At 60.9% G+C, this 25,055-nt stretch carries 26 protein-coding genes and 1 other RNA gene; 13 read left to right on the forward strand and 14 right to left on the reverse strand.

What is annotated here, in order from left to right:
- Nucleotides 1-217 precede the first annotated feature (217 nt).
- The 3 genes from P3S72_RS29055 to argE all read right to left on the reverse strand — a co-directional run bounded on the left by P3S72_RS29055 (nucleotide 218) and on the right by argE (nucleotide 4,860).
- Nucleotides 218-1,582, reverse strand: a complete 1,365-nt coding sequence (locus P3S72_RS29055) for an OprD family porin (protein ID WP_276195355.1) — start codon at nucleotides 1,580-1,582, stop codon at nucleotides 218-220.
- Between the two features lie 697 nt (nucleotides 1,583-2,279).
- Nucleotides 2,280-3,578: an amino-acid N-acetyltransferase gene (gene argA / locus P3S72_RS29060; protein ID WP_276195356.1), complete on the reverse strand. Its 1,299-nt coding sequence runs from the start codon at nucleotides 3,576-3,578 to the stop codon at nucleotides 2,280-2,282.
- Between the two features lie 133 nt (nucleotides 3,579-3,711).
- On the reverse strand, nucleotides 3,712-4,860 hold the full coding sequence (argE, locus tag P3S72_RS29065; RefSeq protein WP_276195357.1) for an acetylornithine deacetylase: 1,149 nt from the start codon (nucleotides 4,858-4,860) through the stop codon (nucleotides 3,712-3,714).
- Nucleotides 4,861-5,018: 158 nt separating this feature from the next.
- Here argE and P3S72_RS29070 point away from each other — a divergent pair, with 158 nt between their 5' ends.
- Nucleotides 5,019-6,386: a CYTH domain-containing protein gene (locus P3S72_RS29070; RefSeq protein ID WP_276195358.1), complete on the forward strand. Its 1,368-nt coding sequence runs from the start codon at nucleotides 5,019-5,021 to the stop codon at nucleotides 6,384-6,386.
- 84 nt (nucleotides 6,387-6,470) lie between these two features.
- Here P3S72_RS29070 and P3S72_RS29075 read toward each other — a convergent pair whose 3' ends face one another.
- Complete coding sequence (locus tag P3S72_RS29075) at nucleotides 6,471-6,941, reverse strand: Lrp/AsnC family transcriptional regulator (RefSeq protein ID WP_010167872.1); 471 nt, start codon at nucleotides 6,939-6,941, stop codon at nucleotides 6,471-6,473.
- A 127-nt stretch (nucleotides 6,942-7,068) separates the two neighbouring features.
- Between P3S72_RS29075 and P3S72_RS29080 the strand changes: the two genes are divergently transcribed.
- The 7 genes from P3S72_RS29080 to P3S72_RS29110 all read left to right on the forward strand — a co-directional run bounded on the left by P3S72_RS29080 (nucleotide 7,069) and on the right by P3S72_RS29110 (nucleotide 13,158).
- A complete protein-coding gene (locus P3S72_RS29080) occupies nucleotides 7,069-7,407 on the forward strand; it encodes a hypothetical protein (RefSeq protein ID WP_276195359.1) in 339 nt (112 codons plus the stop codon).
- A gap of 83 nt (nucleotides 7,408-7,490) precedes the next feature.
- A complete protein-coding gene (locus P3S72_RS29085; protein WP_276195360.1) occupies nucleotides 7,491-9,173 on the forward strand; it encodes a GspE/PulE family protein in 1,683 nt (560 codons plus the stop codon).
- A gap of 77 nt (nucleotides 9,174-9,250) precedes the next feature.
- A complete protein-coding gene (locus P3S72_RS29090; RefSeq protein ID WP_046381704.1) occupies nucleotides 9,251-10,171 on the forward strand; it encodes an SPFH domain-containing protein in 921 nt (306 codons plus the stop codon).
- Nucleotides 10,172-10,181: 10 nt separating this feature from the next.
- Entirely contained in the window at nucleotides 10,182-10,628 is a 447-nt protein-coding gene (locus tag P3S72_RS29095; protein ID WP_276195361.1) for an NfeD family protein, read from the forward strand.
- 69 nt (nucleotides 10,629-10,697) lie between these two features.
- Nucleotides 10,698-11,012: a DUF2388 domain-containing protein gene (locus tag P3S72_RS29100; protein WP_003176799.1), complete on the forward strand. Its 315-nt coding sequence runs from the start codon at nucleotides 10,698-10,700 to the stop codon at nucleotides 11,010-11,012.
- Between the two features lie 184 nt (nucleotides 11,013-11,196).
- Nucleotides 11,197-11,862 (forward strand): outer membrane beta-barrel protein, encoded by a 666-nt coding sequence (locus tag P3S72_RS29105; RefSeq protein ID WP_276195362.1) that lies wholly within the window; start codon nucleotides 11,197-11,199, stop codon nucleotides 11,860-11,862.
- A gap of 156 nt (nucleotides 11,863-12,018) precedes the next feature.
- The gene (locus P3S72_RS29110) at nucleotides 12,019-13,158 is read left to right on the forward strand and encodes a DegT/DnrJ/EryC1/StrS aminotransferase family protein (RefSeq protein WP_276195363.1); all 1,140 of its coding nucleotides are present in this window, start codon (nucleotides 12,019-12,021) and stop codon (nucleotides 13,156-13,158) included.
- A 42-nt stretch (nucleotides 13,159-13,200) separates the two neighbouring features.
- Here P3S72_RS29110 and gcvH read toward each other — a convergent pair whose 3' ends face one another.
- The 9 genes from gcvH to P3S72_RS29155 all read right to left on the reverse strand — a co-directional run bounded on the left by gcvH (nucleotide 13,201) and on the right by P3S72_RS29155 (nucleotide 22,606).
- Complete coding sequence (gcvH, locus tag P3S72_RS29115; protein ID WP_276195364.1) at nucleotides 13,201-13,587, reverse strand: glycine cleavage system protein GcvH; 387 nt, start codon at nucleotides 13,585-13,587, stop codon at nucleotides 13,201-13,203.
- 51 nt (nucleotides 13,588-13,638) lie between these two features.
- On the reverse strand, nucleotides 13,639-14,721 hold the full coding sequence (gene gcvT / locus P3S72_RS29120) for a glycine cleavage system aminomethyltransferase GcvT (RefSeq protein WP_276195365.1): 1,083 nt from the start codon (nucleotides 14,719-14,721) through the stop codon (nucleotides 13,639-13,641).
- A 156-nt stretch (nucleotides 14,722-14,877) separates the two neighbouring features.
- Nucleotides 14,878-16,494, reverse strand: coding sequence for an iron ABC transporter permease (locus P3S72_RS29125; protein ID WP_276195366.1), 1,617 nt, complete (start codon nucleotides 16,492-16,494; stop codon nucleotides 14,878-14,880).
- Nucleotides 16,495-16,637: 143 nt separating this feature from the next.
- Nucleotides 16,638-17,642 carry an extracellular solute-binding protein gene (locus tag P3S72_RS29130; protein WP_276195367.1) on the reverse strand — a complete coding sequence of 335 codons (1,005 nt, stop codon included), beginning with the start codon at nucleotides 17,640-17,642 and terminating at the stop codon, nucleotides 16,638-16,640.
- Between the two features lie 157 nt (nucleotides 17,643-17,799).
- Nucleotides 17,800-19,017 carry a 2-octaprenyl-3-methyl-6-methoxy-1,4-benzoquinol hydroxylase gene (locus P3S72_RS29135; RefSeq protein ID WP_276198009.1) on the reverse strand — a complete coding sequence of 406 codons (1,218 nt, stop codon included), beginning with the start codon at nucleotides 19,015-19,017 and terminating at the stop codon, nucleotides 17,800-17,802.
- A 9-nt stretch (nucleotides 19,018-19,026) separates the two neighbouring features.
- Entirely contained in the window at nucleotides 19,027-19,512 is a 486-nt protein-coding gene (locus tag P3S72_RS29140) for a DUF4442 domain-containing protein (RefSeq protein WP_276195368.1), read from the reverse strand.
- Nucleotides 19,505-20,692, reverse strand: a complete 1,188-nt coding sequence (gene ubiH, locus P3S72_RS29145) for a 2-octaprenyl-6-methoxyphenyl hydroxylase (RefSeq protein ID WP_247405651.1) — start codon at nucleotides 20,690-20,692, stop codon at nucleotides 19,505-19,507. Before ubiH ends, P3S72_RS29140 begins: the two co-directional genes overlap by 8 nt.
- Nucleotides 20,689-22,011: a Xaa-Pro aminopeptidase gene (gene pepP, locus P3S72_RS29150; RefSeq protein WP_276195369.1), complete on the reverse strand. Its 1,323-nt coding sequence runs from the start codon at nucleotides 22,009-22,011 to the stop codon at nucleotides 20,689-20,691. The genes ubiH and pepP overlap by 4 nt, the downstream gene beginning before the upstream one ends.
- Nucleotides 22,012-22,048: 37 nt before the next feature.
- A complete protein-coding gene (locus tag P3S72_RS29155; protein WP_276195370.1) occupies nucleotides 22,049-22,606 on the reverse strand; it encodes a YecA family protein in 558 nt (185 codons plus the stop codon).
- 138 nt (nucleotides 22,607-22,744) lie between these two features.
- Between P3S72_RS29155 and P3S72_RS29160 the strand changes: the two genes are divergently transcribed.
- The 4 genes from P3S72_RS29160 (at nucleotide 22,745) to P3S72_RS29175 (ending at nucleotide 24,164) form a co-directional block, all read left to right on the forward strand.
- Nucleotides 22,745-22,954: a TIGR02449 family protein gene (locus tag P3S72_RS29160; protein WP_247405660.1), complete on the forward strand. Its 210-nt coding sequence runs from the start codon at nucleotides 22,745-22,747 to the stop codon at nucleotides 22,952-22,954.
- The gene (locus P3S72_RS29165) at nucleotides 22,951-23,268 is read left to right on the forward strand and encodes a cell division protein ZapA (RefSeq protein WP_247405663.1); all 318 of its coding nucleotides are present in this window, start codon (nucleotides 22,951-22,953) and stop codon (nucleotides 23,266-23,268) included. Before P3S72_RS29160 ends, P3S72_RS29165 begins: the two co-directional genes overlap by 4 nt.
- Before the next feature lie 30 nt (nucleotides 23,269-23,298).
- Nucleotides 23,299-23,477, forward strand: a non-coding RNA gene (ssrS, locus tag P3S72_RS29170) — 6S RNA.
- A 57-nt stretch (nucleotides 23,478-23,534) separates the two neighbouring features.
- Entirely contained in the window at nucleotides 23,535-24,164 is a 630-nt protein-coding gene (locus tag P3S72_RS29175; RefSeq protein ID WP_276198010.1) for a 5-formyltetrahydrofolate cyclo-ligase, read from the forward strand.
- 7 nt (nucleotides 24,165-24,171) lie between these two features.
- On the opposite strand, the gene P3S72_RS29180 is transcribed toward P3S72_RS29175, so the two are convergent.
- Complete coding sequence (locus P3S72_RS29180) at nucleotides 24,172-24,321, reverse strand: hypothetical protein (protein ID WP_276195371.1); 150 nt, start codon at nucleotides 24,319-24,321, stop codon at nucleotides 24,172-24,174.
- 195 nt (nucleotides 24,322-24,516) lie between these two features.
- Here P3S72_RS29180 and P3S72_RS29185 point away from each other — a divergent pair, with 195 nt between their 5' ends.
- Nucleotides 24,517-24,966: an EVE domain-containing protein gene (locus P3S72_RS29185; RefSeq protein ID WP_276195372.1), complete on the forward strand. Its 450-nt coding sequence runs from the start codon at nucleotides 24,517-24,519 to the stop codon at nucleotides 24,964-24,966.
- Nucleotides 24,967-25,055: the final 89 nt, after the last annotated feature.

The following is a 25,055-nucleotide window of genomic DNA, read 5'->3' on the forward strand; positions in this document are numbered from 1 at the left end:
ATTTATTTAGACGATATAGGAATATTAAAAATGTGTTCACTAGACCTATGAACGGGCGAGGATCAACATTCATTCCAAGGTTCGAGAAGGCCTTGAGACGCTGTAAAAAGAGGGATTCAGGAAGGGCTTGCGGGGGTTGAGCCCGACTTGAAAAGCAAGACACCTTGCCCGGCATTGCGCCGGGCAAGGTTTACAGGCTTACAACAGCTTTACGCTACTAGAACAGTGGCAGCGAGTAGCTGACGATCAGGCGGTTTTCGTCCTGGGAACGGGTGTTCGCCAGGTCGGTACGCCACATTGCGTTTTTCCAGGCAACGCCGAGGTTTTTCAGCGGGCCTTCTGGAATCACGTAGGCAAGCGTGATGTCACGTTCCCACTCGGACTGACCAGTAATTTCAGTGCGTGTGGCGGTGACGGTGTCGATATCGGAACCTTTAAGGTAAACAACACCGGCGGTCAGGCCAGGCAAGCCGACTTTAGCGAAGTCATAAGCGTAGCGAGCTTGCCAGGTACGCTCGCCGGCACGGGCGAACTTCTGGATCTGCATGTCAGTTGTCAGGTAAGCCGACGAACCGTCACCCTGGTTCAACCAAGGGAAGTCGCTGCTGCCATTGCTGACCTGATAACCACCACCAAAGGTGTGGCCGGCAACGCTGTACAAGAACAGACCGCTATACAGGTTGTTGTCAACCTTACCCTTGCCGTTGGCGACACCACTGTAGTTACCGCTGGTGTAGTAAGCGGCGGTGTTGCCGTTCTTACCATCGTCAGAGCTGTTGAAATAACGCAGGTCAGACTTCAACACGCCCGGACCAATAGCCCAGTTGTGAGTCAGCCCCAGGAAGTGCTGCTTGTAGAAGTCTTCCAGATTGCCGTAGTAGTACTGGGCAGTCAGGTCCTTGGTGAGTTTGTAGTCACCACCGGCGTAGTAGAACTTGTTAACGAAAGTGCCTGTGTTGTAGTTGGAGCTACCGTTGGCACCGGCAATCGACAGGTTTTCGTTATTGCTGGAGTTACGACCCTTGGCCTTTTCAACCTGACCGGCAACCAGGGTCAGATCCTTGATGTCATTGGTAGTGATCTGACCACCTTGGAACGTTTGCGGCAGCATACGACCGTCGTTGGTCACGATAACTGGCAGCTTGGGCTGCAAGGTGCCCAGTTTCAGCTCGGTTTGGGAGATCTTGACCTTGCCGGTCACGCCCAGGCTGGCGAAATCATTAACAGCAGTGTTGCCATCACTCGGGAACACAGTACCGCCAGATGCGGTGCCGTTGTAGTTACCGTGTTCTGCGCGGCTGGAATCCAGACGCACGCCGTACAGGCCGATCGCATCAACCCCGAACTGAACGGTACCTTGGGTGTAACCCGAGATGAAACGCAGGTCGAAGCCTTGGCCCCATTCAGAGTTCTTGCTGCGGGTGTTCGAGGACGCCGATGGCTGGCCATCACGGTTATCAGTGTTTATGTAAAAGTTACGCGCACTCAGTGTGGCGTGGCTGTCTTCGATGAAACCGGCAGCCCCTGCTTGCTGAGCGATTACGCCCAAAGCTACAGACAATGCCAATGTGGACTTCTTCATGTACCGCTCCTCTCATTTCTAATTTTTGTATTTCTTTGGTCTCGGGTCTAACGCCCGAGATCCACAGATGCGCGATTAGCGCCAGATAGTGACCGCCAAGTCAATCGTAACCTTGTATGTCTACTACCTTCGTCTAATCGCAGTTTATTTGGTCCCTGCAGGGTAATGAGTTTTTCATACACCCAAAAAGAATTATTTCATTCTTTTTCATACTACTTTGGAATAAGCCTTTGCATGAAGCGGGGCACGTCAGAATAGACCAACCGCCGCACCAGCTAATTCCTAAAGGGTATTATTTTTCCGTTTTTCAGATCTTTTAGATCTGAACGCACCGTTACAGACCGTCAACCAGCGATCAAAAAAGGCGACGCCATCATGGCTAAACGCCCATCTTCCCGTCAATTTGTTACAGTTTTTGTATCGCTAACATTTCATCGCGCTGTCAGCGCCGCCGACCGAGCCGTCTGACAGCAGCAATTTCATACAATTTACCCATTGCCGACTTGATCATATCGGCTGAGATCAAGATTTCTAAAACTTTAGTAGGGGGGATGGTAGGCACATTGACGCACCCTTCGCCCGTGGGGCGTAGCGATATTCGAAGTGGGGGGCTGGTTTGGCTGCGATAGCGTTACGTCTGCATCGCAGGCAAGCCAGCGCCCATGGGGGTCAGCTCAGTGGCCGGGAGGGCTGGGTTTTACAGGGCCTTCTCGAAAATCTTCGAGTTACGCTGATAGTTGTACAGCGATGCCCGCGCCGAAGGCAGGCGCTCCACACTGCTGGGCACAAAGCCGCGCTCGCGGAACCAGTGCGCCGTGCGTGTGGTTAGCACGAAGAGCGTCTTCAAACCCTGCGCCCTGGCGCGGGTCTCGATGCGCTCCAGCAGCTCATCGCCGCGTCTGCCGTGGCGGTACTCCGGGTTGACCGCCAGGCACGCCAGCTCCCCCGCATCCGAATCGGCGATCTGATACAGCGCCGCGCAGGCGATGATCATGCCTTCGCGTTCGACCACGCTGAACTGCTCGATCTCACGCTCCAGCACTTCCCGCGAACGGCGTACCAGGATGCCTTGTTCCTCCAGCGGGCTGATCAGGTCGAGCAAGCCGCCAACGTCCTCGATCGCCGCCTCGCGCACCAGCTCGAATTGTTCCTGGGCCACCAGCGTACCGCCGCCGTCCCGGGTGAACAGTTCGGTGAGCAAGGCGCCGTCTTCGGCGTAGCTGACGATATGGCTACGCGCTACGCCGCCACGGCACGCCTCGGCAGCTGCATCGAGCAATTCCGCCTGGTAGTTACTGCCCAGGCGTTGCAGGTGCGCCGGCACTTGTTGCGGACGCAGTTCGCGCACCAGGCGACCATTTTCATCGATAAGGCCAGGATCAGCGCCGAACAGCAGCAGTTTGTCGGCGGCCAGGTCGATGGCGGCACGGGTGGCGACGTCTTCGCAGGCCAGGTTGAAGATCTCGCCGGTGGGCGAATAACCCAGGGGCGACAACAGGACGATGGAGCGCTCGTCCAGCAAGCGATTGATGCCTTTGCGGTCGACCCGACGCACTTCGCCGGTGTGGTGGAAGTCCACGCCTTCAAGGACGCCGATCGGGCGCGCCGTCACCAGGTTGCCGCTGGCCACGCGCAGGCGCGAGCCCTGCATCGGCGACGAGGCCATGTCCATCGACAGGCGCGCTTCAATGGCGATGCGCAGATGGCCGACCGCGTCGATCACGCACTCCAGCGTGGCGGCATCGGTGATGCGCAGGCCGTCATGGTAAGCCGGGGTGAGGCCGCGCGCTTCAAGGCGCGCTTCAATCTGTGGGCGCGAACCGTGGACCAGCACCAGTCGCACCCCCAGGCTGTGGAGCAGCACCAGGTCGTGGACGATATTGCCGAAGTTCGGATGATCCACACCATCGCCGGGCAGCATGACCACAAAGGTGCAGTCGCGGTGGGCGTTGATGTAGGGCGAAGCGTGACGAAGCCAATTGACGTAGTCGGGCATGGAACCTGGGCCTGTAATAAAAAGCAGCCTAAAAAGGATGAGTCGTGAAAACGCACAGCAGGCTGATGGTTATCGTCGGAACAGGCTTGGGGACACGCTCGCTCTCCTTATGTACGCATGGGCAGGGGTTAAATCAGGCCGGTGTCAGGCAGTAATACTCGATCAGTTCCCGCAATAGACGCACTGTAGGCGTCAAGCGTGACATTTCGAGGTATTCGCCCGGCTGGTGGGCGCAGGCAATATCGCCAGGGCCAAGCACCAGGGTTTCACAACCAAGGCGCTGAAGATAAGGCGCTTCGGTGCCGAACGCTACTGCTTCGGCGCGATGACCGGTCAATCGTTCCGCGACCCGCACCAGCTCCGCGTCTTCGGCCTGCTCGAACGGCGGCACTTCGGCGAACAGCGGTGCATAGTCGATCTTCACCTTATGGCGCTCGGCCACCGGTTCGAGCTTCTGCCGGATCGCCGCGCGCAACACCTGCGGGTCCATGCCGGGCAAGGGCCGCAGGTCGAACTCCAGGGAACACTGGCCGCAGATGCGGTTGGGGTTGTCGCCGCCGTGGATGCAGCCGAAATTCAGGGTCGGTTGCGGCACGCTGAACTGCGGGTTGCGGTACTCGCGCTGCCAGGCCAGGCGCAGGCCGCGCAGTTCGCCGATGGCGTCGTGCATGGCTTCCAGGGCGCTGTGGCCCAAGCTCGGGTCCGACGAATGGCCGCTGCGACCGAGGATGTCGATGCGTTCCATCATCACGCCTTTATGCAGGCGGATCGGCTTGAGGCCCGTCGGCTCACCAATCACGGCCGCACGCCCCAGCGGGCGCCCGGCCGCCGCCAATGCACGGGCACCGGACATGGAGCTTTCTTCATCACAGGTGGCGAGAATCAACAGCGGTTGCTTGAACGGCTGATCGAGCAGTGGCAATACCGCTTCGATGGCCAGCGCGAAAAAACCCTTCATGTCACAACTGCCCAGTCCTACCCAGCGACCGTCGACCTCCGTCAGCTTGAGAGGATCGGTCTTCCACAGCGCGGCGTCATACGGCACGGTATCGCTATGGCCGGCCAACACCAGGCCACCGGGGCCCGTGCCAAAACTGGCGAGCAGGTTGAACTTGCCGGGGCTGACGGGCTGAATGTCGATGGCGAAGCCCAGGTCGCCCAGCCAGCCGGCGAGCAGGTCGATCACCGGACGGTTGCTCTGGTCGAGAGACGCTTGGGTGCAACTGACCGACGGCGTGGCAATCAAGGCGGCGAATTGCTCTTTCATGGACGGTAACGGCATGCGCAGTCTCCCTACTTCCCGGATGAACCTCACTATAGAGGCATCTGCACTACACAATAAACCGTTGCGGCGCGTTGCCGGGCTCAGTCCTGTACACTGCACGACCTTGGCAGCCACTCTTTTTCCCGGCTGCGCTCCCGATCCTGGATTTTCCGGCCATGCAGAAAGAAACCGAAATCAAGCTCCGCGTCAGCCGCGAAACACTCGCCGCGCTACGTGAGCACCCGCTACTGAAAAAACGCAACAAAAGTGGCTGGGAACGCCGTGAGTTGATGAACCAGTACTTCGACACCCCCGAGCGCGATCTGGCCCAGGCCAAAGTCGCCCTGCGTTTACGCAAGGACGGTGACACCGTGATCCAGACCCTCAAGACCCGCGGCCAAAGCGTCGCCGGCTTGTCGGAGCGTAACGAGTACAACTGGGAACTGCCCAAAGCCAAGCTCGACGTGAAAAAACTCGACGGCGAATGCTGGCCCGAGGAACTCGCCGAGCTGGACAAAAAGACCCTTAAGCCGATCTTCACCACCGACTTCGTGCGCGAACGCGCCGAAATCGCCTGGGGCCGGGGCAAGACCAAGGTGGTGATCGAAGCCGCACTGGACCTGGGCCATGTGGTGGTCGGCAAGCAGAAAGAAGAAATCTGCGAGCTGGAACTGGAACTGCGTGAAGGTGAACCAGGCGCCCTGCTGGAACTGGCTACCGAACTGGCTGCGACCCTGGCGCTGATGCCATGTGACATCAGCAAGGCCGAACGCGGCTACCGCCTGTATGACGCCAGCAGCTATTCCCTGAGCCTGCCGGCGCCGCAATTGCACGCCGAAATGCCGCTGGACGATGCCTTCGCCGCGATCATGTGGCACCTGCTGGGCAGCAGCCAGCGCCTGGCCGAGCAATACCGTTTCAACGGCCACTGGCGCCTGCTGCAAGAGTGGGTCGACAACCTCGGCGAACTGCGCGCCCTGCTCGGCAGCCTCGGCCAGGCCGCGCCGCGTCAATCCACCAGCGAACTGCGCAGCACACTGGACGCGTTGCTGGAAGACTGGCGCCCGCTGGTCCAGGCCGGTGACGACGATGAAGACATTCGCAAAGCCGCGCCGGAGCAATTCGCCGAGGAATTGACCGACGTGCGCTGGGGCCTGTTCTCGCTGAACACCTCCCGCTGGTTGCTGAACCGCACCTGGACCGCCGACCGCAACGTGCGCGGCAACCGCCAGGGCGCTGCGCAAATCACCAACTGGCTGCCACGCCTGCTGGCCGAAGATGCCGTCGCCCTGCAACTGCCGCGCTATCAGCAGCAACCGGAAGACCTGGCCGAGCAACTGCCGCGCATCGAACGCATCCAGGCCTGGCTGCACCACGCACGCCAGGTGGTAGACATCCCGGAACTCGACCGCCTGTACGGTGAATTGAACAAGCTGGTGCAACTGGCCAACCAGCCGATCACCGATGAATCGCTGGATGCGCGCATGCACCAGGCGATTGCGGTGTATCAGAACCGTGCCTGGAAGACCCTGCTGCGTCTGTAATATCGCCATCGGGAGCAATCCCCCTCTCACTTTGGAATGCATTCCAATGTGGGAGGGGGCTTGCTCCCGATGAGGCCAGCCCTGTCAGCGCAATACTGGCAAGCTAGTGGTGGACTTGATCTCCGACAACGCCACGATCGAATTGACCTCCTGAATCCCCGGCACCATCGACAACTTCTCGAAGAAAAACCGCTCATACGCCTCGATATCCGACGTGACGATGCGCAGCAGAAAATCCACCGCCCCCATCAGCACATAACACTCCAAGACTTCGGGAAACCCACGGATCGCCTCGGTGAACTCGGTGAAGTTGGAGCGCCCGTGGGCATTGAGTTTGACCTCGGCAAAAATCTGCGTATTGAGGCCGATCTTCTTACGGTCCAGCAGCGTGACCTGACCGCGGATCACGCCCTCCTCCTTCAGCCGCTGGATTCGCCGCCAGCATGGCGATTGAGACAGGCCGACCTGCTCGGCGATCTGCGCGCTGGAGAGCGAGGCGTCCTCTTGCAGCAGGGCCAGGATACGGCGGTCGTAGACGTCCAGCTCGCTGTGCATAGAAATACCTATTGTTGTGGCTATCTTGAATTGATTTGTGCATTTTTCTGCGAATCAGGCTCATCTTAGATAAGAAATCTCCGCTGGCGAATGTAAAAATTTCTTCAGTCAAATCTGGAGAGTCAGCATGCACGCCGTCGAAACCACCTACTCCGCTACCCGCGTCGATGCGTGGGCCGTCAATAATCCCCATTGCCAGGCCCATTACCAGATCGTCGCCGAGGCCGAACCCGACGTGCTGTGCCGGGTGCTCAACTATTTCGCGCTGCAACTCCTGACACCCCGGCAGGTCGTTGTGAATCGCCAGGAAGACTTGCTGACCCTCGATATCGTGATCGATGGCCTGAGCTGGCACCGCGCCCAGGTGATTGGTGAAAAGATTCGAAACCTGATCAGCGTGTGCTCGCTGGAGATGTGGGCGGCTGATTCCGTGCGGCCTCAGGCGGTGGTGGCAGGCGCCCGGTAAAAGCCTGCAATACACACTGGAAGGCAGCGAACCAGGGGCTGACTAGCCTGGGAATACACCCGGTGCCACCCAGGAATACCTCAATGTCTGTTGATCAGCGATTGGAATTGCCCACGTTGTTACCGGCACTGGTCGAACAAGGCATGGTCACATTCGATGTGGCTCAGCGCTTGTCGACGCTGCCGCCCGTACCTAACCAGCATCCCCTGGAGTGCATCGCGGCCCAGGGGCCTTGCCTGGAAACCCTGACGCAATGGCTGGCGCAGCGTAGCGGGCAACCTTACCTGCGTATCGACCCGCTGAAGATCGATGTGGCGACGCTGGTGCCGTTGATGTCCCACGCGTTCGCCCAGCGCCACGGCATTCTTGCGGTGGCCGTGGATGCGCAGAGCATCACAGTCGCCAGCGCCGAGCCGTATGTCAGCGCCTGGGAAGCCGGGCTGGCGCAGGTGCTCAAGCGCTCGGTCAAGCGCGTGGTCGCCAACCCCCAGGCCATCCAGCGCTGCATCGGGGAGTTTTACCGCCTGGCGAAGTCGGTCAGCGGGGCCGATCAAACAACGCCTGCGCCGGGCCATTTCGACCTGCTCAACCTCGGCGCCGGCGACCAGGCGCCGGATGCCAACGACGCGCATATCGTCAATATCGTCGACTGGCTGTTGCAGTACGCGTTCGGCCAGCGGGCCAGCGATATCCACATCGAGCCGTGTCGCGACCAGGGCCGCGTGCGTTTTCGCATCGATGGACTGCTGCATGACGTCTATCAGTTTCCGCCCCAGGTCACGATGGCGGTGGTCAGCCGCCTGAAAAGCCTGGGCCGGATGAACGTGGCGGAAAAACGCAAGCCGCAAGACGGGCGGGTCAAGACCAAAACCCCGGCGGGCGCGGAGGTTGAATTGCGCCTTTCAACCTTGCCCACGGCGTTTGGCGAGAAACTGGTGATGCGGATTTTCGACCCCCAGGTACTGCTCAGGGACTTCGACCAGCTTGGCCTCTCGGCCCAGGACCAAGAGCGCTGGCACAGCCTGACCCGCCAGACCCACGGCATCATCCTGGTCACCGGCCCCACCGGCTCCGGCAAGACCAGCACCCTCTACACCACCCTCAAGCGCCTGGCGAGCCGTGAGGTCAACCTGTGTACGGTGGAAGATCCGATCGAGATGGTCGAGCCGGCGTTCAACCAGATGCAGGTGCAGCACAATATCGGCCTGACCTTCGCCAGCGGCATCCGTGCGTTGCTGCGCCAAGACCCGGACATCATCATGATCGGCGAGATTCGCGACCAGGAAACCGCCGAGATGGCGATCCAGGCCGCGCTGACCGGGCACCTGGTGCTGTCGACCCTGCACACCAACGATGCGCCGAGTGCGATCAGCCGTTTGCAGGAACTGGGAATTGCTCATTATTTGATCAAGGCCACATTATTGGGCGTGATGGCGCAGCGCCTGGTGCGACTCTTGTGTCCCGACTGCAAACGCACGACGAGCGGCAAGCACACCACAGCGATCGGGTGCGCAGAGTGTCGTGACAGCGGTTATCGTGGGCGCGCCGGGGTCTACGAAATCATGGTGCTGGACGACGCGCTCAAGTCGCTGATCACCCCTTGTACCGACGTGCAGGCCTTGCGCCGGACGGCGCTCCGGCAAGGTATGGGCAGCCTGCGAATGGCCGGCATGCACAGGGTTGAAGCCGGGCTGACCAGCCTGGCGGAAGTCTTACGGGTCACGCCTGGGGATTCAGAAACAAATCCGTTGGCTGTCGGGCGGTGAAATCCTTCTTATCGCAGACAACCCCGCTACAATCGGCCGAACGTCGTTTTACTGACATCTTCAGATAGGGAATCGCTATGCAGATCGGAACCGTACTGCTTCTTTTCGTGGGATTGGCCATCGCCATCCTGTTCATGGGCTTCAAAGTCGTGCCCCAGGGCTATCAGTGGACGGTCGAACGCTTCGGCCGCTACACCAACACGCTCAAGCCCGGCCTCAACATCATCATCCCGGTCATGGACCGCATCGGTCGCAAGATCAACGTGATGGAAAGCGTGCTGGATATCCCGCCCCAGGAAGTGATCACCGCCGACAACGCCACCGTGCAGATCGACGCCGTGTGCTTCTTCCAGGTGGTCAACACCGCCCAGGCCGCATATGAGGTGAACAACCTCGAACATGCCATCCGCAACCTGTTGCAGACCAACATCCGTACCGTACTCGGTTCCATGGAACTGGATGCGATGCTCAGCCAGCGTGACGGCATCAACGAAAAACTGTTGCGCACCGTCGACGAAGCCACGGCGCCGTGGGGTATCAAGATCACCCGGATCGAGATCAAGGACATCAGCCCGCCTGCTGACCTGATGGCCGCCATGTCGGGCCAGATGAAAGCCGAGCGGATCAAGCGTGCACAGATCCTCGAAGCCGAAGGCCTGCGGGCGTCGGCGATCCTGACCGCCGAAGGCAAGAAGCAGGCGCAGATCCTCGAAGCGGAAGGCGGACGCCAAGCCGCGTTCCTGGAGTCCGAAGCCCGCGAGCGTCAAGCCGAGGCAGAAGCCCGCGCCACCCAAGTCGTCTCCGAAGCGATCGCCACCGGTAACGTGCAGGCCATCAACTACTTCGTCGCACAAAAATACATCGATGCGCTGGGCAAACTGGCTTCCGCCAACAACAGCAAGGTGATCCTCATGCCGCTGGAAGCCAGCCAGGTGATCGGCGCTGTGGGCGGTATCGGCGAAATCGTCAAAGCGACTTTCGACAACAAGAAAGGCTGAGGCCATCGCCATGTGGGAGTTCCTGCAGCATTTATCGTTTTGGGATTGGCTGGCGCTGGGGACAGTGTTGCTGATTCTGGAGGTGTTCGGCGCAGGTGGTTACCTGTTGTGGATGGGTATTGCCGCCGCTGCCGTGGGCGTGATCAAGTTCCTGGTGCCGCCGCTCGGGCTGGAATGGCAACTGCTGCTGTTCGCGGTATTGTCGATATTGACGGCTGTGTACTGGTGGAAACGCCAGCGCAGCAGCGCCAAGGCCAGCGACCAACCGGGGCTCAACGAGCGGGGTTCTGAGCTGATCGGCCACACGTTTGTCGTGCATCAGGCGATTGTGGATGGCCGCGGCAAGATAAAAGTCGGCGATGGCGTGTGGATCGTGACCGGCCCGGACACCCCCGTAGGCGCTCATGTACGCGTGATTGCACAGGATGGGACGACTTTGCAGGTTGAAACTGTTTAGTCAGTGATGGAACTCGATTGGGCTAACTACAATCATAGAGTACAGATAACCCACCCGGAGTCACCCGCCATGCGTCTCAAATATGCTGTCGCCACCCTCGCCGTGCTTTCCCTACCTGTCGGTTCAGCCATGGCCGACAGCTTCTGGCGCAATGTCATCTCGTCGGGCGCCACGACCGGCTCGACGTACCTGACCTTCAAGGACCACAAGCTGGTGGTTGCCGCCCAAGACGACGCAGGCAGCTTTGTTGCCAGCGACGGCGGCATCCGCGGCCCGTACCTGGAAGCCGCCATGCAGAAAGTCCGCGCCGACAACCCTGGCCTCCAAGCCACGGATATGGAATTGGCCAACGCCATCCTCGCGAAAAACGCTGTCACCGAGTAAGACTCGCCCCATAAAAAATGCCGCTTCTGAGCGGCATTTTTTTTGGATCATTTCCTACAGTCATCGCCCCCGGGCACTACGCAGATAGTCTATTTTTTCCAGCCGCTGACAGAGAAGTCCTGTCGAACCCTCAAGGGCTAGGCAACAAGCTAAGGGTTCCCTTTACATCAAGCGAATCCCCTCCATGCAAAAACTTGCCTACGCGCTGCTGCTCTCTGCGCTCTTTACCCCCTACGCCCATGCAGAAAACTGGTACGGGTCGTTAAAGCTCAACCACGCCCGCCAGAATCTCTCCAGCGCTCTACTGACCAGCCCACGCGTCACCGACCGGGTGGAGGCGCCCGATAGCAGCAAGTCTATCGTCGCCTCTTTCGCCACGGGTTATGCCTTTGCCGATGGCTGGCGCCTGGAAGGGGAATACACCATGCCGAAGAATTCGACCTTCAAATCCTACTGGGCGCCCTTCAATGCCAACGTCAACAGCCTGCAGGTCCATAGCCAGCGCTTGATGCTCAATGGCTACAAGGACATCCCGATCAATGATTGGCTGTCGTTTTACGGCATGGCCGGGGTGGGGGTGGCGCGGATTAGCGCCGAGGGCTACCAAACCAACGAGACCCGGCGTTTTGCCAATAACCGCCAGCACAATTTCGCCTACAGCGTCGGCATGGGGCTGGAGGCCAAGATCAGCGAACAACTCACCCTCGGCGCCGGCTATCGCTATATCGCCATGGGCGATGTGGAAACGGGCTACAACACCTTCGCCAACCGCGTGAACGCACGGGATGAGCAGCTCAAAGGCAAGCTCAAAGAGCAGAATATGTTTCTGGAGGCGCGCGTTTCCTTCTGACTCGCAGCAGAAAATGCCGCGTTCAATGCGGTATTTTCGCCGTTTGGGTGACGTTTCATTCACAGAAGACAGGCTATATTCAGTCAAGCCGTGCAACCATGCCGGTATTGATACGCCTTCTCTCATCGTCTATCTGAAACGGATGCCTTCGTCGTCATGAGCCAACAGCCCTTTCTGCCATTTTCCAAACCTACCATTGATGAAGCCACCATCTCGGCGGTCGGTGATGTACTCCGTTCAGGCTGGATCACCAGCGGGCCGAAAGTGCAGGCGTTCGAAGCGCAGTTGTCGGAATACTTTGGCGGGCGACCGGTACGCACCTTCAACTCGGGCACCTGCACCATGGAGATCGCCCTGCGCATCGCCGGTATCGGGCCGGGTGATGAAGTCATCACCACGCCGATCTCCTGGGTCGCCACGGCCAACGTGATTCTGGAAGTCGGCGCCACGCCGGTGTTTGCCGATATCGACCCGGTAACCCGCAATATCGACTTGGCCCAGGTCGAAGCGGCCATTACCCCGCGCACCAAAGCGATCATCCCGGTGTACCTGGCCGGCCTGCCCGTGGATATGCCGATGCTTTACGCACTGGCCAACAAGTACAACCTGCGTATCGTTGAGGATGCCGCCCAGGCACTGGGTTCGAGCTGGAACGGTGAGCGGATCGGCTCCACCGGCGACTTCGTGTCGTTCAGCTTCCAGGCGAACAAGAACATCACCTCTTCCGAGGGCGGCTGCCTGGTGTTGAACAACGCCGACGAAGCACGCCTGGCAGAGAAGTACCGCTTGCAGGGCGTCACCCGCACCGGCTTCGACGGCCTGGACGTGGATGTGCTGGGCGGCAAGTTCAACATGACCGACATCGCCGCCGCCATCGGCCTGGGGCAATTTGCCCATATCCAGGAGATCACCGCTCACCGCCAGAACCTGGCGCGGCACTACTTCAAGTGCTTCGGCAGTGATTTTGAAGAACAATCCGGCGCGCAACTGCCACCGGCAGATTTCGAAAACAGCAACTGGCACCTGTTCCAACTGGTCCTGCCGGAGCGCCAGGACGGTCTGCCCGCCCGTGCCACATTCATGGAGCAGATGCAGGCCCACGGCGTCGGCATTGGCTATCACTACCCGCCGATCCACCTGTTGAGCCTGTATCGGGCACAGGGTTTCAAGGAAGGCATGTTCCCGGTGGCGGAGCGTGTTGGGCGTTTGATCGTGTCGTTGCCGATGTTCACGGCGATGACAGAGGCGGATGTGGAACGCTCGGTAGCGGCCGTGAAGGCCGTGTTGAAACGCTGAAAGCCAGTTGCAGGAGCCGGGTGACCGGCTCCTGCAGCGGAATCACTCGCCGATGGCGGCCTTGTAGGCGTCAGCATCGAGCAATTTGGCCAGGTCGGCGTCAACGCTGCTTGGCTTGAGCTTGAAGATCCAAGCGCCGTAAGGGTCGGTGTTCAGCAACTCAGGGCTGCCACCCAGTTCTTCGTTAACCGCAATCACTTCGCCAGCAACTGGCGAGTAGATATCAGAAGCCGCTTTAACCGACTCCACGACACCCGCCGTGTCACCCGCCGCAAACACTTTGCCGACTTCGGCCAACTCTACAAACACCACATCACCCAAGGCTTCCTGGGCATGGTCGGAGATCCCGACGGTGACGGTGCCGTCGGCTTCCAAACGGGCCCATTCATGACTTTCGGCAAAACGCAGGCCGGCAGGGATATCGCTCATAGTCTATGTCCTCAAGAAGAAATGTCAGCGGCCATTGGCCTGCCGGAATAGTTAGATCAAGGTTTTACCATGGCGCACAAAGGTCGGTTTGACCACTCGAACCGGATACCACTTGCCGCGGATTTCCACTTCGGCCCGATCGGCTGTCGCCGTCGGTACACGCGCCAAAGCAATGGATTTGCTCAGCGTAGGAGAGAAACTACCACTGGTGATCTCCCCTTCGCCAACATTGGCGATACGAACCACCTGGTGAGCGCGCAAAACCCCACGCTCTTCCAGCACCAAACCGACCAATTTGGTCTGCACACCGGCCGCCAGTTCGGCTTCCAGCGCGGCGCGGCCGATGAAACGGCGCTCGGCCGGTTCCCAGGCAATGCTCCAGGCCATGTTGGCCGCCAGGGGCGAAACGTCCTGGTGGATATCCTGGCCATACAGGTTCATACCGGCTTCCAGGCGCAGGGTGTCACGGGCGCCGAGGCCGATGGGTGAAATACCCGCGCCCACCAGATCGTTGAAAAATCCTGGGGCCTGATCGGCTGGCAGGACAATTTCCAGGCCGTCTTCGCCGGTGTAGCCGGTGCGGGCGATAAACCAATCGCCGTCGGCCTGGCCTTCGAAGGGCTTTAGCTGGTGGATCAGGGTGCCACGCGACTGAGTCACCAGCTCGGCGATTTTCTGCCGGGCGTGGGGGCCCTGGATAGCGAGCATGGACAGTTCGGAACGCTCGTGCAGTTGCGCCTGATAAGTGCCCAACTGCGCCTGCATCCAGGCCATGTCCTGGTCACGGGTGGCGGCGTTGACCACCAGACGATAACCGGTGTCGGTGCGGTAGACGATCATGTCGTCCACCACCCCACCGTGCTCGTTGAGCATGGCGCTGTACAATGCACGGCCGCAGCCATGCAAACGGTCGACGTCATTGGCCAGCAGGTACTGGAGCCATTCCTTGGACTGGGGGCCGGTGACATCGATCACGGTCATATGAGATACATCGAACACCCCGCAGTCGCGTCGCACCTGATGGTGTTCTTCCACTTGCGAGCCATAGTGCAGAGGCATATCCCAACCGCCAAAATCGACCATTTTCGCGCCGAGGGCGAGATGCAGGTCATACAGAGGCGTGCGCTGTCCCATGGGTTTCTCCTTCCGGGCTTGGCGAAGGTACGCAGGGCTGCGGGATGGGCTGAACACCTTGAATTAAAAGGCCTGCCGCCACATCCAACGAGCCGGTCCGAAACACGGAGCGTACCGAATGCCGCGCATTGTAGCCTCAAGCCGTAGGACTGGCACCTAACCGATTTGTCGAGCGGAGCGTCGTATCAGTCCAACCACCGGCAACAGGCCGACCAGCACCAAGGTCAAGGCTGGCAATGATGCCCGCGCCCACTCCCCTTCACTGGTCATCTCAAAGATCCGCACCGCCAGGGTGTCCCAGCCAAACGGGCGCATCAGCAGGGTCGCGGGCATTTCCTTGAGCACGTCGACGAACACCAGCAACGCGGCGCTCAGGGTGCCCGGCAGCAATAACGGAAGATACACTTTGCAAAACAGTCGTGGGCCGCTCACCCCAAGGCTGCGCGCCGCTTCGGGCAACGATGGACGAATACGCGCCAAGCTGTTTTCCAGCGGCCCGTAAGCCACCGCCAGGAAGCGCACCAGATACGCCAGCACCAAGGCCGACAAACTGCCCAGCAACAAGGGCTTGCCCGCGCCGCCGAGCCAGCCCGACAACGGCACCACCCATTCACGGTCCAGGTAACTGAACGCCAACATGATCGACACCGCCAGTACCGAGCCCGGCAAGGCATATCCGACGTTGGCCAGGCCGATGGCGGAACGAATCGCCCGGGTCGGTGCCAGGCGGTTGGCGAAGGCCAGGATCAGGGCCACGCTGACAGTGACCAGCGCCGCGATACCGCCCAGGTAGAGGGTGTGGACGATCAGGCCCGTATAGCGCTCGTCCAGGTCGAAGCGGCCGCGCTGCCAGAACCAGGCGACCAGTTGCAGCATCGGAATGACAAAGGCACAGGCAAACACCAGGCCGCACCAACCACTCGCCACCGCCGCCTTCCACCCGCGCAGGTGATACAGCGCCTTGCCGCGCGGCCGCTCATTGCTCGGCCGACTGGCACCGCGGGCACGACGCTCGCCGTAAAGCACCAGCATCACCACCAGCAGCAACAGGCTGGCCAGTTGGGCCGCGCTGGACAGGCTGAAAAAGCCGTACCAGGTCTTGTAAATGGCGGTGGTGAAGGTATCGAAGTTGAACACCGAGACCGCACCGAAATCCGCCAAGGTCTCCATCAGCGCCAGGGCCACCCCGGCGCCAATCGCCGGCCGCGCCATGGGCAGGGCCACGCGCCAGAAGGCTTGCCAGGGCGATTGCCCCAGCACGCGCGCCGCTTCCATCAGGCCCTTGCCCTGGGCCAGGAACGCCGTGCGCGCCAGCAAATAAACGTAGGGATAAAACACCAGCACCAACACGACGACCACCCCACCGGTGGAGCGCACGCGGGGCAGGCGCAAGCCGCTGCCGAATGTTTCACGCAGCAGGGTTTGCACCGGCCCCGCGAAGTCCAGCAGGCCGACAAACACAAACGCCAGCACATACGCCGGGATCGCGAACGGCAGCATCAGCGCCCAATCGAGCCAGCGCCGCCCGGGAAATTCGCAGAGGCTGGTCAGCCACGCCAGGCTCACACCCAACAGGGTCACGCCGACGCCAACGCCGAGCACCAGGGTCAAGGTATTGCCCAACAGGCGCGGCATCTGGGTTTCCCACAGATGGGACCAGATTTGCACATCGATACTTTGCCAGGACAGCAACAGCACGCTCAGCGGCAGCAACACCAGGGCGGCGACGCTGAAGACCGGCAGGTACCAGCGGCGTTGGGCGGAGTGGGCCAAGAGCAAATTCCCTGGGAAAGGATGATCTACAGACAGACACAAAACAGTGTGGGAGGGAGCTTGCTCCCGATAGCGCAGTGCCAGTCACCTCATCAGTGACTGACCGACCGCCATCAGGAGCAAGCCCCCTCCCACAGACACATTCAGTTCCAGCCGGCCCGATCCATCAAGCGAATCGCCTCTGCCTGGCGCTTGCCCGCGACTTCCACCGGCAAGGTGTCCGCCACGAACTTGCCCCAACTGGCCACTTCAGCCGACGGCGCCACCACCGGGTTGGCCGGGAATTCCTGGTTCACGTCGGCAAAAATCTTCTGCGCCTCAGGCGTGGTCATCCATTCCACCAGCGCCTTGGCCGCTTCGGGGTGCGGCGCGTGCTTGGTCAGGCCGATGCCGGATAGGTTCACATGCACGCCACGGTCGCCCTGGTTCGGCCAGAACAGCTTCACCGCCAGGTTCGGCTTCTGCTTGTGCAGGCGGCCGTAGTAGTAAGTGTTGACGATGCCAACGTCGCACTGCCCGGCGTTGATCGCTTCGAGCACGGCGATGTCGTCGGAGAACACATCGGTGGACAGGTTATTGACCCAGCCCTTGACGATTTCTTCGGTCTTGGCCGCGCCATGGGTTTCGATCAGGGTGGCGGTCAGCGACTGGTTGTAGACCTTTTTCGCCGTGCGCAGGCACAGGCGGCCTTCCCATTGTTTGTCGGCCAGGGCTTCGTAGGTGGTCAGCTCGCCCGGCTTCACCCGGTCGGTGGAATAGGCGAGGGTCCGCGCACGCAGGCTCAACCCGGTCCAGGCATGGGTGGACGAGCGGTATTGCAGCGGAATATTGGCGTCGATCACCTTGGAGGTGAACGGTTGCAGGATGCCCATCTGCTCGGCCTGCCAGAGGTTGCCGGCGTCCACGGTGAGCAGCAGGTCGGCGGTAGCGTTTTCGCCCTCGGCCTTGATGCGCTGCATCAGAGGGGCTTCCTTGTCGGTGATGAACTTCACCTGCACCCCGGTTTTCTGGGTGTAGGCATCGAACACCGGCTTGATCAGTTCGTCGATGCGCGAGGAGTAGACCACGACTTCGTCGGCCGCCTGCACGGTGGAGCTGCCGATGAGGGTGAGTGCCAGGGCAGTCAGGAGGCGCTTGGGTGCCGACATGGGTGCGGTCTCTCGTGAACAAAAGAGCACAAATGATAAGGACTCACATTTAGCATCTCAATCAAACACTCAGCGGAGGAGTTACGAGATGTTGCACGACCGCGATCGGCAGTTCATCGCGGGCACGCCCGGCGCCCACAAGGCACTGTATTGTGTGTCAGGGTTTGGCCAGCTCCGGCAGATCCCCGGTCAAGCCAAGGGCTTGGCGCACGAAGATCGCCTTGGCTTCCGGCATCTGGTCGACCACCTTCAAGCCGGCATTGCGCAGCCAACGCAACGGCAGTTGATCGGCCTGGAACAAGCGCTCGAAACCTTCCATCGCCGCCATCAGCGCCAGGTTATGCGGCATGCGCCGACGCTCATAGCGGCTCAGTACTTTCACATCCGCCAGGCGTTCACCGCGTTCGGTCGCCGATAACAGCACCTCGGCCAGCACGGCCGCGTCGAGAAAACCCAGGTTCACGCCCTGCCCCGCCAACGGGTGGATCACATGGGCCGCGTCACCGATCAACGCCAGGCCTTCGGCCACATAACGTTTGGCGTGGCGCTGGCGCAATGGCACGCACACGCGCGGGTCGGCGCTGAGCACCGTGCCCAGCCGCCCTTCGAAGGCGCGCTCCAGCTCACGGCAGAAGTGTTCATCATCCAACGCCATCAGGCGCGCGGACTCAACCGGCGTGGTCGACCAGACGATCGAACACCAGTCCTCCTGCCCATCGCGCACCAGTGGTAAAAACGCCAGCGGGCCGGTGTCGGTAAAGCGTTGCCAAGCTGTGCGCTGGTGCGGCTGGCTGCTGCGCACGCTGGTGACGATAGCGTTGTGCAGGTAATCCCATTCGCGGGTCGCGGTGCCGGTCAAACGACGTACTGCGGAGTTGGCGCCATCGGCCGCGACCACCAGCGGCGCGCGCAGCGTGCGGCCGTCGGCCAGGGTCAGCAGCCAGTCATCGCCGGAGCGGCGCATCTGTTCCAGGCGCGCATTGGCCAGCAGGCCCAGGTCGCAGTCGTGCAGGCGATCGAGCAAGGCATCCTGGACCACGCGGTTTTCGACGATATGCCCGAGCACTTCGGCATGCACGCTGGCCGCCGAAAAATGGATCTGCCCGGTGCCACTGCCGTCCCACACCTGCATCTCGCCATACGGGCTGGCGCGCCGTTCGACGATGCCGTCCCACACGCCAAGGCGCTCAAGGATGCGCTGGCTGGCGACCGACAAGGCGCTCACCCGTGGCTCGAAGGCAGCGTCACGCTCGAACGGCTTGACGCTCAGCGGGCTGCCATCCAGCAACAGCACCTGCAGGCCACTGCCCTGCAACGCCAGCGCCAGGGCGCTCCCGACCATTCCGGCCCCGACAATCAGCACATCTGCGCGCATGTCCATGCTTTAAGCCTGTCTCGCTCGCGGCTTGCGCCGCACGTAAAGGGTTTTGTCGACCCGCGCCACCAGGGTGCCGGAGCCGTCATGAATCTGGACCTTGAGGTGGGGCAAGTACTTCTCGCCGCCCTCCGTCTGTCGACGAACCTCATCCAGCAAGGCATCGTCGATGGAAAATTCGGCATACACCGGGCCTTTGCCCGGCGAGATGAAGTCGATGCTCGCGGCCTTGTCCCAGACGATGTAGTCGCGGCCCAGGTTCTCCATCAGCATCAACATGTAGAACGGGTCGACCATCGAATACAGGCTGCCGCCGAATTGCGTACCGACGTAGTTACGGTTGTACCAGCCCAGGCCCATGCGCACTTTGACATGCCGGAAATCCGCGCTCATCTGCTGCACGCGAACCCCCGCGCCCAAATACGGCGGGTACACACTCATGACCCAACGCAACAAGCGCGCTTTGCCCAGACGGGCGATCAGCCACTTACGCATCCGGACGCGTGCCCAGGCCCATGGCTTGACGGGCGAACCAGCGTTTGGCCGGCGGTAGCAAATCCAGACCCAGCAAGCCCATGTTGCGCCCCAGCGCGACCAGCGGCTGGGCGCTGCCGAACAGGCGCGTGACCTGATCGGAGAAGCCCACGGTCAGCTTCTGATCCATGCGCTGACGCTCGCGATATGCCTGCAAGGTCGCCAGGTCACCCGGCACCGCTGGCCCGGCCAGCAAGGCCTCGGCCAGGGCACTCGCATCGCGCAGGGACAGGTTGAAACCCTGCCCCGCAATCGGGTGCAGGCTGTGGGCGGCATTGCCGAGGATCGCCAGGTGCGAGCGTACTTGTTCTTCGGCTTCCACCAGGGTCAGCGGGTACAGATGCCGCGCCCCGACTTGCTTCAAGGTGCCCAGGCGGTAGCCGAACACGCCCTGCAATTCACTGAGGAAACTGCGCTCATCCAGGTTGGCCAGACGCTGCGCGTCCATGCCGGCACGGGTCCAGACCAACGCGCAGCGGTTGTCCGGCAGCGGCAGCAGGGCCATCGGGCCGTCGTCGGTGAAACGCTCGAAGGCTTCGCCGTTGTGGGCTTCGCTCGGGGTGATATTGGCGATCAGCGCGCTCTGGTTGTACGGGCGGGCTTTCACGGCGATACCCAATTGCTCACGCAGGCCGGAGCGACCGCCGTCGGCCAGCACGGCAAGGTCACACTCGAGCACGGTTTCGTCGTTGAGGGTCAGGCGATAGCCGTCGGGCAACGGCTCCATGCGCGTGACTTCAGCCGGGCAGCGCCAACTGACCACGTCCTTATCCAGGCCTTGCCACAGGCATTGGCCGAGCCAGGCGTTTTCCACTACGTAGCCGAGGGCCGGCACGCCCTCTTCCATGGCGGACAAACGCGCAGTGGAGAAGCGCCCGCGGTCCGACACATGAATCTGCTTGATCGGTTCGGCGCGGCGGGAGATGGCCTGCCACAGGCCCAAACGCTGATAAATCTGCCGTGCGCCATAGGACAGCGCCGAAGAGCGAGCGTCGTAGCTCGGCTGGTAGCTGTCGCCCGGCGCGAAGGGTTCGATCAGTACGATCTTCCAGCCCCGCGCCTTGGCCCCGGACTGCAACGCCAACGCCAGGCTGGCGCCCACCAGGCCGCCGCCGATAATGGCCAGGTTGACCCGGCTCATCGGGCGGCCGCCATCAACGCTTCGATGTCGGCGACGGTCTTGGGCACGCCGCTGGTCAGAATCTCACAGCCTTGTTTGGTCACTACCACGTCGTCCTCGATGCGCACGCCAATGCCACGCCATTTCTTTGCCACGTTCTGGTTGTCCGGCGAAATATAGATCCCCGGCTCCACGGTCAACGCCATGCCGACTTCCAGCACACGCCATTCACCGCCCACTTTGTACTCGCCGACATCATGCACATCCATCCCCAGCCAGTGGCCGGCGCGGTGCATATAGAAAGGCTTGTAGGCTTCGCTAGCGATCAGTTCGTCAACGTCACCTTGCAGTAAACCCAGCTTCACCAGCCCGGCGGTGATGACCTGCACGGTGGCCTCATGGGCCTGGTTCCAATGCTTGTTCGGTGCAATCTCGGCGAAGGCGGCTTCCTGGGAGGCCAGCACGACTTCATAGATCGCCTTTTGCTCGGGCGAGAACGTGCCGTTGACCGGCCAGGTGCGGGTGATGTCGCTGGCGTAGCAGTCGATCTCACAACCGGCGTCGATCAGCACCAGATCACCGTCCTTGAGCAGCGCGTCATTCTGCTGGTAATGCAGGATGCAGCTGTTGCGCCCAGCAGCGACGATGGAGCCATAGGCCGGCATCTTCGCGCCGCCTTTGCGGAACGCGTAATCCAGCTCGGCTTCGAGGCTGAACTCATGCAAGCCAGCGCGGCTGGCCTGCATGGCCCGCACGTGGGCCGCGCAGGAAATTCGCGCAGCTTCACGCATCACCTTCACTTCCGCCGCCGATTTATACAGGCGCATGTCGTGGAGCAGATGATCCAGGGCAACAAATTCGTTCGGCGGCTGGGCGCCCAGGTGCGCTTTAGAGCGGATGACGTTGATCCACTCCATCAGGTGCCGGTCGAACTCGGCATTGCTGCCCATGGCCGAATACACCCGGTCGCGGCCTTCGATCAGGCCGGGGAGGATGTCGTCGATATCGGTGATGGGGAAGGCATCGTCGGCGCCGAAATCACGCACCGCGCCTTCGGTGCCTGCGCGCAGGCCGTCCCACAGTTCGCGCTCGGCATTGCGTTCGCGACAGAACAGCACGTACTCGCCGTGCTGGCGACCGGGCATCAGCACGATCACCGCCTGGGGCTCGGGGAAGCCGCTCAGGTACTGGAAATCGCTGTCCTGGCGGTAGACATGTTCGACATCACGGTTGCGGATGGCCACGGCAGCGGCCGGTAGAATCGCGATGCTGTTGGGCACCATCTGCGCCATGAGCGCCTTGCGGCGACGGGTGTATTCCGCTTTCGGGATATGGATCATGGGCAGATGGGTTTCCTTTCTTGGTGCAGTGACAGCCTTAGTGCAACGACGGCTTAGCCGCGACCGGTTCAGCGGACTTGCGGGTCTCGGTGAACAGCAGCAACGGCGCGACGCGCAGGTACTCCATGACTTCCATGTAATCGCCTTCACCGTCTTCGGATTCTTCCAGGGCATCTTGCACCTGGGAGATGGCGGCCAGGTCCTGCAGCACTTCCTTGGCGTCGGTGCTCAGCTCCAGGCCGCTGGCGTTCACGCCAAAACCATGGAGGAAGCCCTGGCACCATTGGCCCAGCGCGGCAGCGCGCTCGGTGAGCGGTGCATCGTCGGTCGGCAGCAGCAGAACCACGGTGACGTCATCACCGGTCAGCTCGCCCTTGACCATTTCCTGCAGGCCGATCAGCGCGTTACGCACGTTATCGTTGGGTTCGGTTTCCAGCAGTTCGGCCACATCGGCCAACCAGTTGTCGGCATCAAAGCCGACACCGGTGCAACTGCGGCCCAGCAACACGCCGTGCAGTTCGGCAGGCGAGCAAGGATGACCGCTGGTGCTCAGCAGTTTGGTAAAAGCATCATACGGGGAGTTCTGAATGGGCATGGTGAGCTAGGCGCCAGACGGCGCAATGTCTAGAATGGAGCGCTGTATCCTAGCACCGGCAGACGTACCAAGACTATCAAGGGCGTCAGATCGTTTATCCTGCAGTTGCCATTCATCAGACAAATCCAGTGGAACCCAATGGAAGACACCGACCTGCAAGCGCTGATGGCCAGATTCGAATTGCTAATTGATCGGGTCGAGCAACTAAAGAGGCAAAACGGACTCCTATTAGCTCAGGAAAAGACCTGGCGCGAGGAACGCGCTCACCTCATTGAAAAAAACGAAATCGCCCGGCGTAAGGTCGAATCGATGATTTCGCGCCTGAAGGCCCTGGAGCAAGACTCATGAGTTCAAGCAATAGCGTCACCGTGCAGATTCTCGACAAAGAATATTCGATCATTTGCCCCCAGGAAGAGCGCAGCAACCTGGTGAGCGCCGCCCGCTACCTGGATGGCAAGATGCGTGAAATCCGCAGCAGCGGCAAAGTAATCGGCGCCGACCGCATCGCCGTGATGGCCGCGCTGAATATCACCCACGATTTGCTGCACAAGCAGGAGCGCCCTGACGTACAGGCCAGCGGCTCGACGCGCGAGCAGGTGCGTGACCTACTGGAGCGTGTGGACCTGGCACTGTCCAACGATTCCGAGGCACCCAAGGGCTGATTGCCGCGCCCGTTTAAGGTATACTCGCCCCACTCCCTGGCGTGCTTGCCAGTCGGCGATGTCCCGGAGCCGATTCGCACTACCCTGGAAGTTGCACGTTTGGCTGGTGTGCATGTCCGCTAGACGGAAAGCCTTAAAGCCTACTGCATCTTCCACCTTGAACTTTCGGGTTCAAGGGCTTAGTCGACAGCGGTTCTGTCGGGGAGCCTGAATCCCAAACTCAATGCCAGTCCCAGGACTGGCATTGTTTTATGAGCCGAAAAACCATGACCGAACCTGCGCCGCTTTCCCGTCCGCAACTTCGACGCATGTTGCGCAACGCCCGCCGCGCCCTCACGCCGAGCGAGCAACGCGAAGCCGCCCAAGGCGTGTATCGGCAACTGGCACAGCACCCGCTGTTTCGCCGGGCCAAACATATTTCCCTGTATCTACCGACGGACGGTGAAATCGATCCGCGCTTGCTGCTGCGTGCGGCCCAGCGGCGGGGCAAGGCCACCTACCTGCCGGTGCTCAGCGCCTGGCCACGGACCAAGATGGTGTTCCAGCGTGTTCGGCCTGGGGAGAAGCTGCTGCCCAATCGCTTTCGCATTCTTGAACCACGCACGAATGTCCGCCGCCAGCGCAAGGTCTGGGCGCTGGATCTGGTGTTATTGCCATTGGTTGGGTTCGATGACGCGGGTGGGCGCCTGGGCATGGGCGGCGGCTTTTATGACCGCAGCCTGGCTTACCTGGCGCGCCGCCAGCACTGGCGCAAGCCGACGCTGTTGGGCCTGGCCCATGAATGTCAGAAAGTCGAACGATTGGTGCAGGCGAGCTGGGATGTGCCGTTGGCGGGCACCGTCACCGATAAGAAATGGTATATCGCGCAGGCGTCGCTGGAACCTGCGACGCCCTGAAGAAGGGTTAACGCTTGAACGGTTGTGGCGGCTGCTGAGTCAGCTCAATGGGCGCATCGGTCTTGTTCGACCAAAAGCTCTGTGCATACCCGGTGGTCACGACGCCCAGACCAAACAAAATAACCAATATCCATAGTAAATCCGGTTTACGTTGCATCGATTGCCCCCCTTCAGGCACCTCGTACACGATGACAACAACGTTCCAAAGTAGTCCGTTGCAGCTGCGTCAAGCTTAAAATCCCGGCATTCTGCGTTAACGTGAACCAACACGCAAACCTTGACGCCAACCGACCGTCGGTTTGTCATGCAATTGCCCGACAACCTGTCCAACGCCTTTTTCAGGAGCCGCCCAATGGCCTACTGGCTGATGAAATCCGAGCCCGACGAACTTTCCATCACCGGCCTGGAACACCTCGGCGAAACGCCATGGGATGGGGTTCGCAACTATCAAGCGCGCAACTTTCTGCGCGCGATGGCGGTGGGCGATGCGTTTTTCTTCTACCACTCCAGTTGCCCGGAGCCTGGCATTGCCGGCATCGGCAAAATCGTCGCGGCGGCGTATCCCGACCCCACCGCGCTGGACCCTTCCAGCCACTATTTCGACGCCAAGGCCGGCCCGGACAAAAACCCGTGGAGCGCGATCAACGTGGCCCACGTCCAGACGTTTCCCAAGGTACTCGGCCTGGGCTATCTGAAGCAACAAACCGCACTGGCCGAACTGCCGCTGGTGCAAAAAGGCAGCCGTCTCTCGGTGATGCCGGTGACCGCCGAGCAATGGTCAGCGGTACTCGCGCTGCGCTAAACAGCAGAACCTTACAGTCACGCGCCCAACGCATGCATCTGCACCGCAACCGGGTTAGGCTTGCGCTTCATTTGACCCGTATCAAGCGC

Source organism: Pseudomonas sp. D3 (genome assembly GCF_029320995.1).
GTDB lineage: Bacteria > Pseudomonadota > Gammaproteobacteria > Pseudomonadales > Pseudomonadaceae > Aquipseudomonas > Aquipseudomonas paraveronii.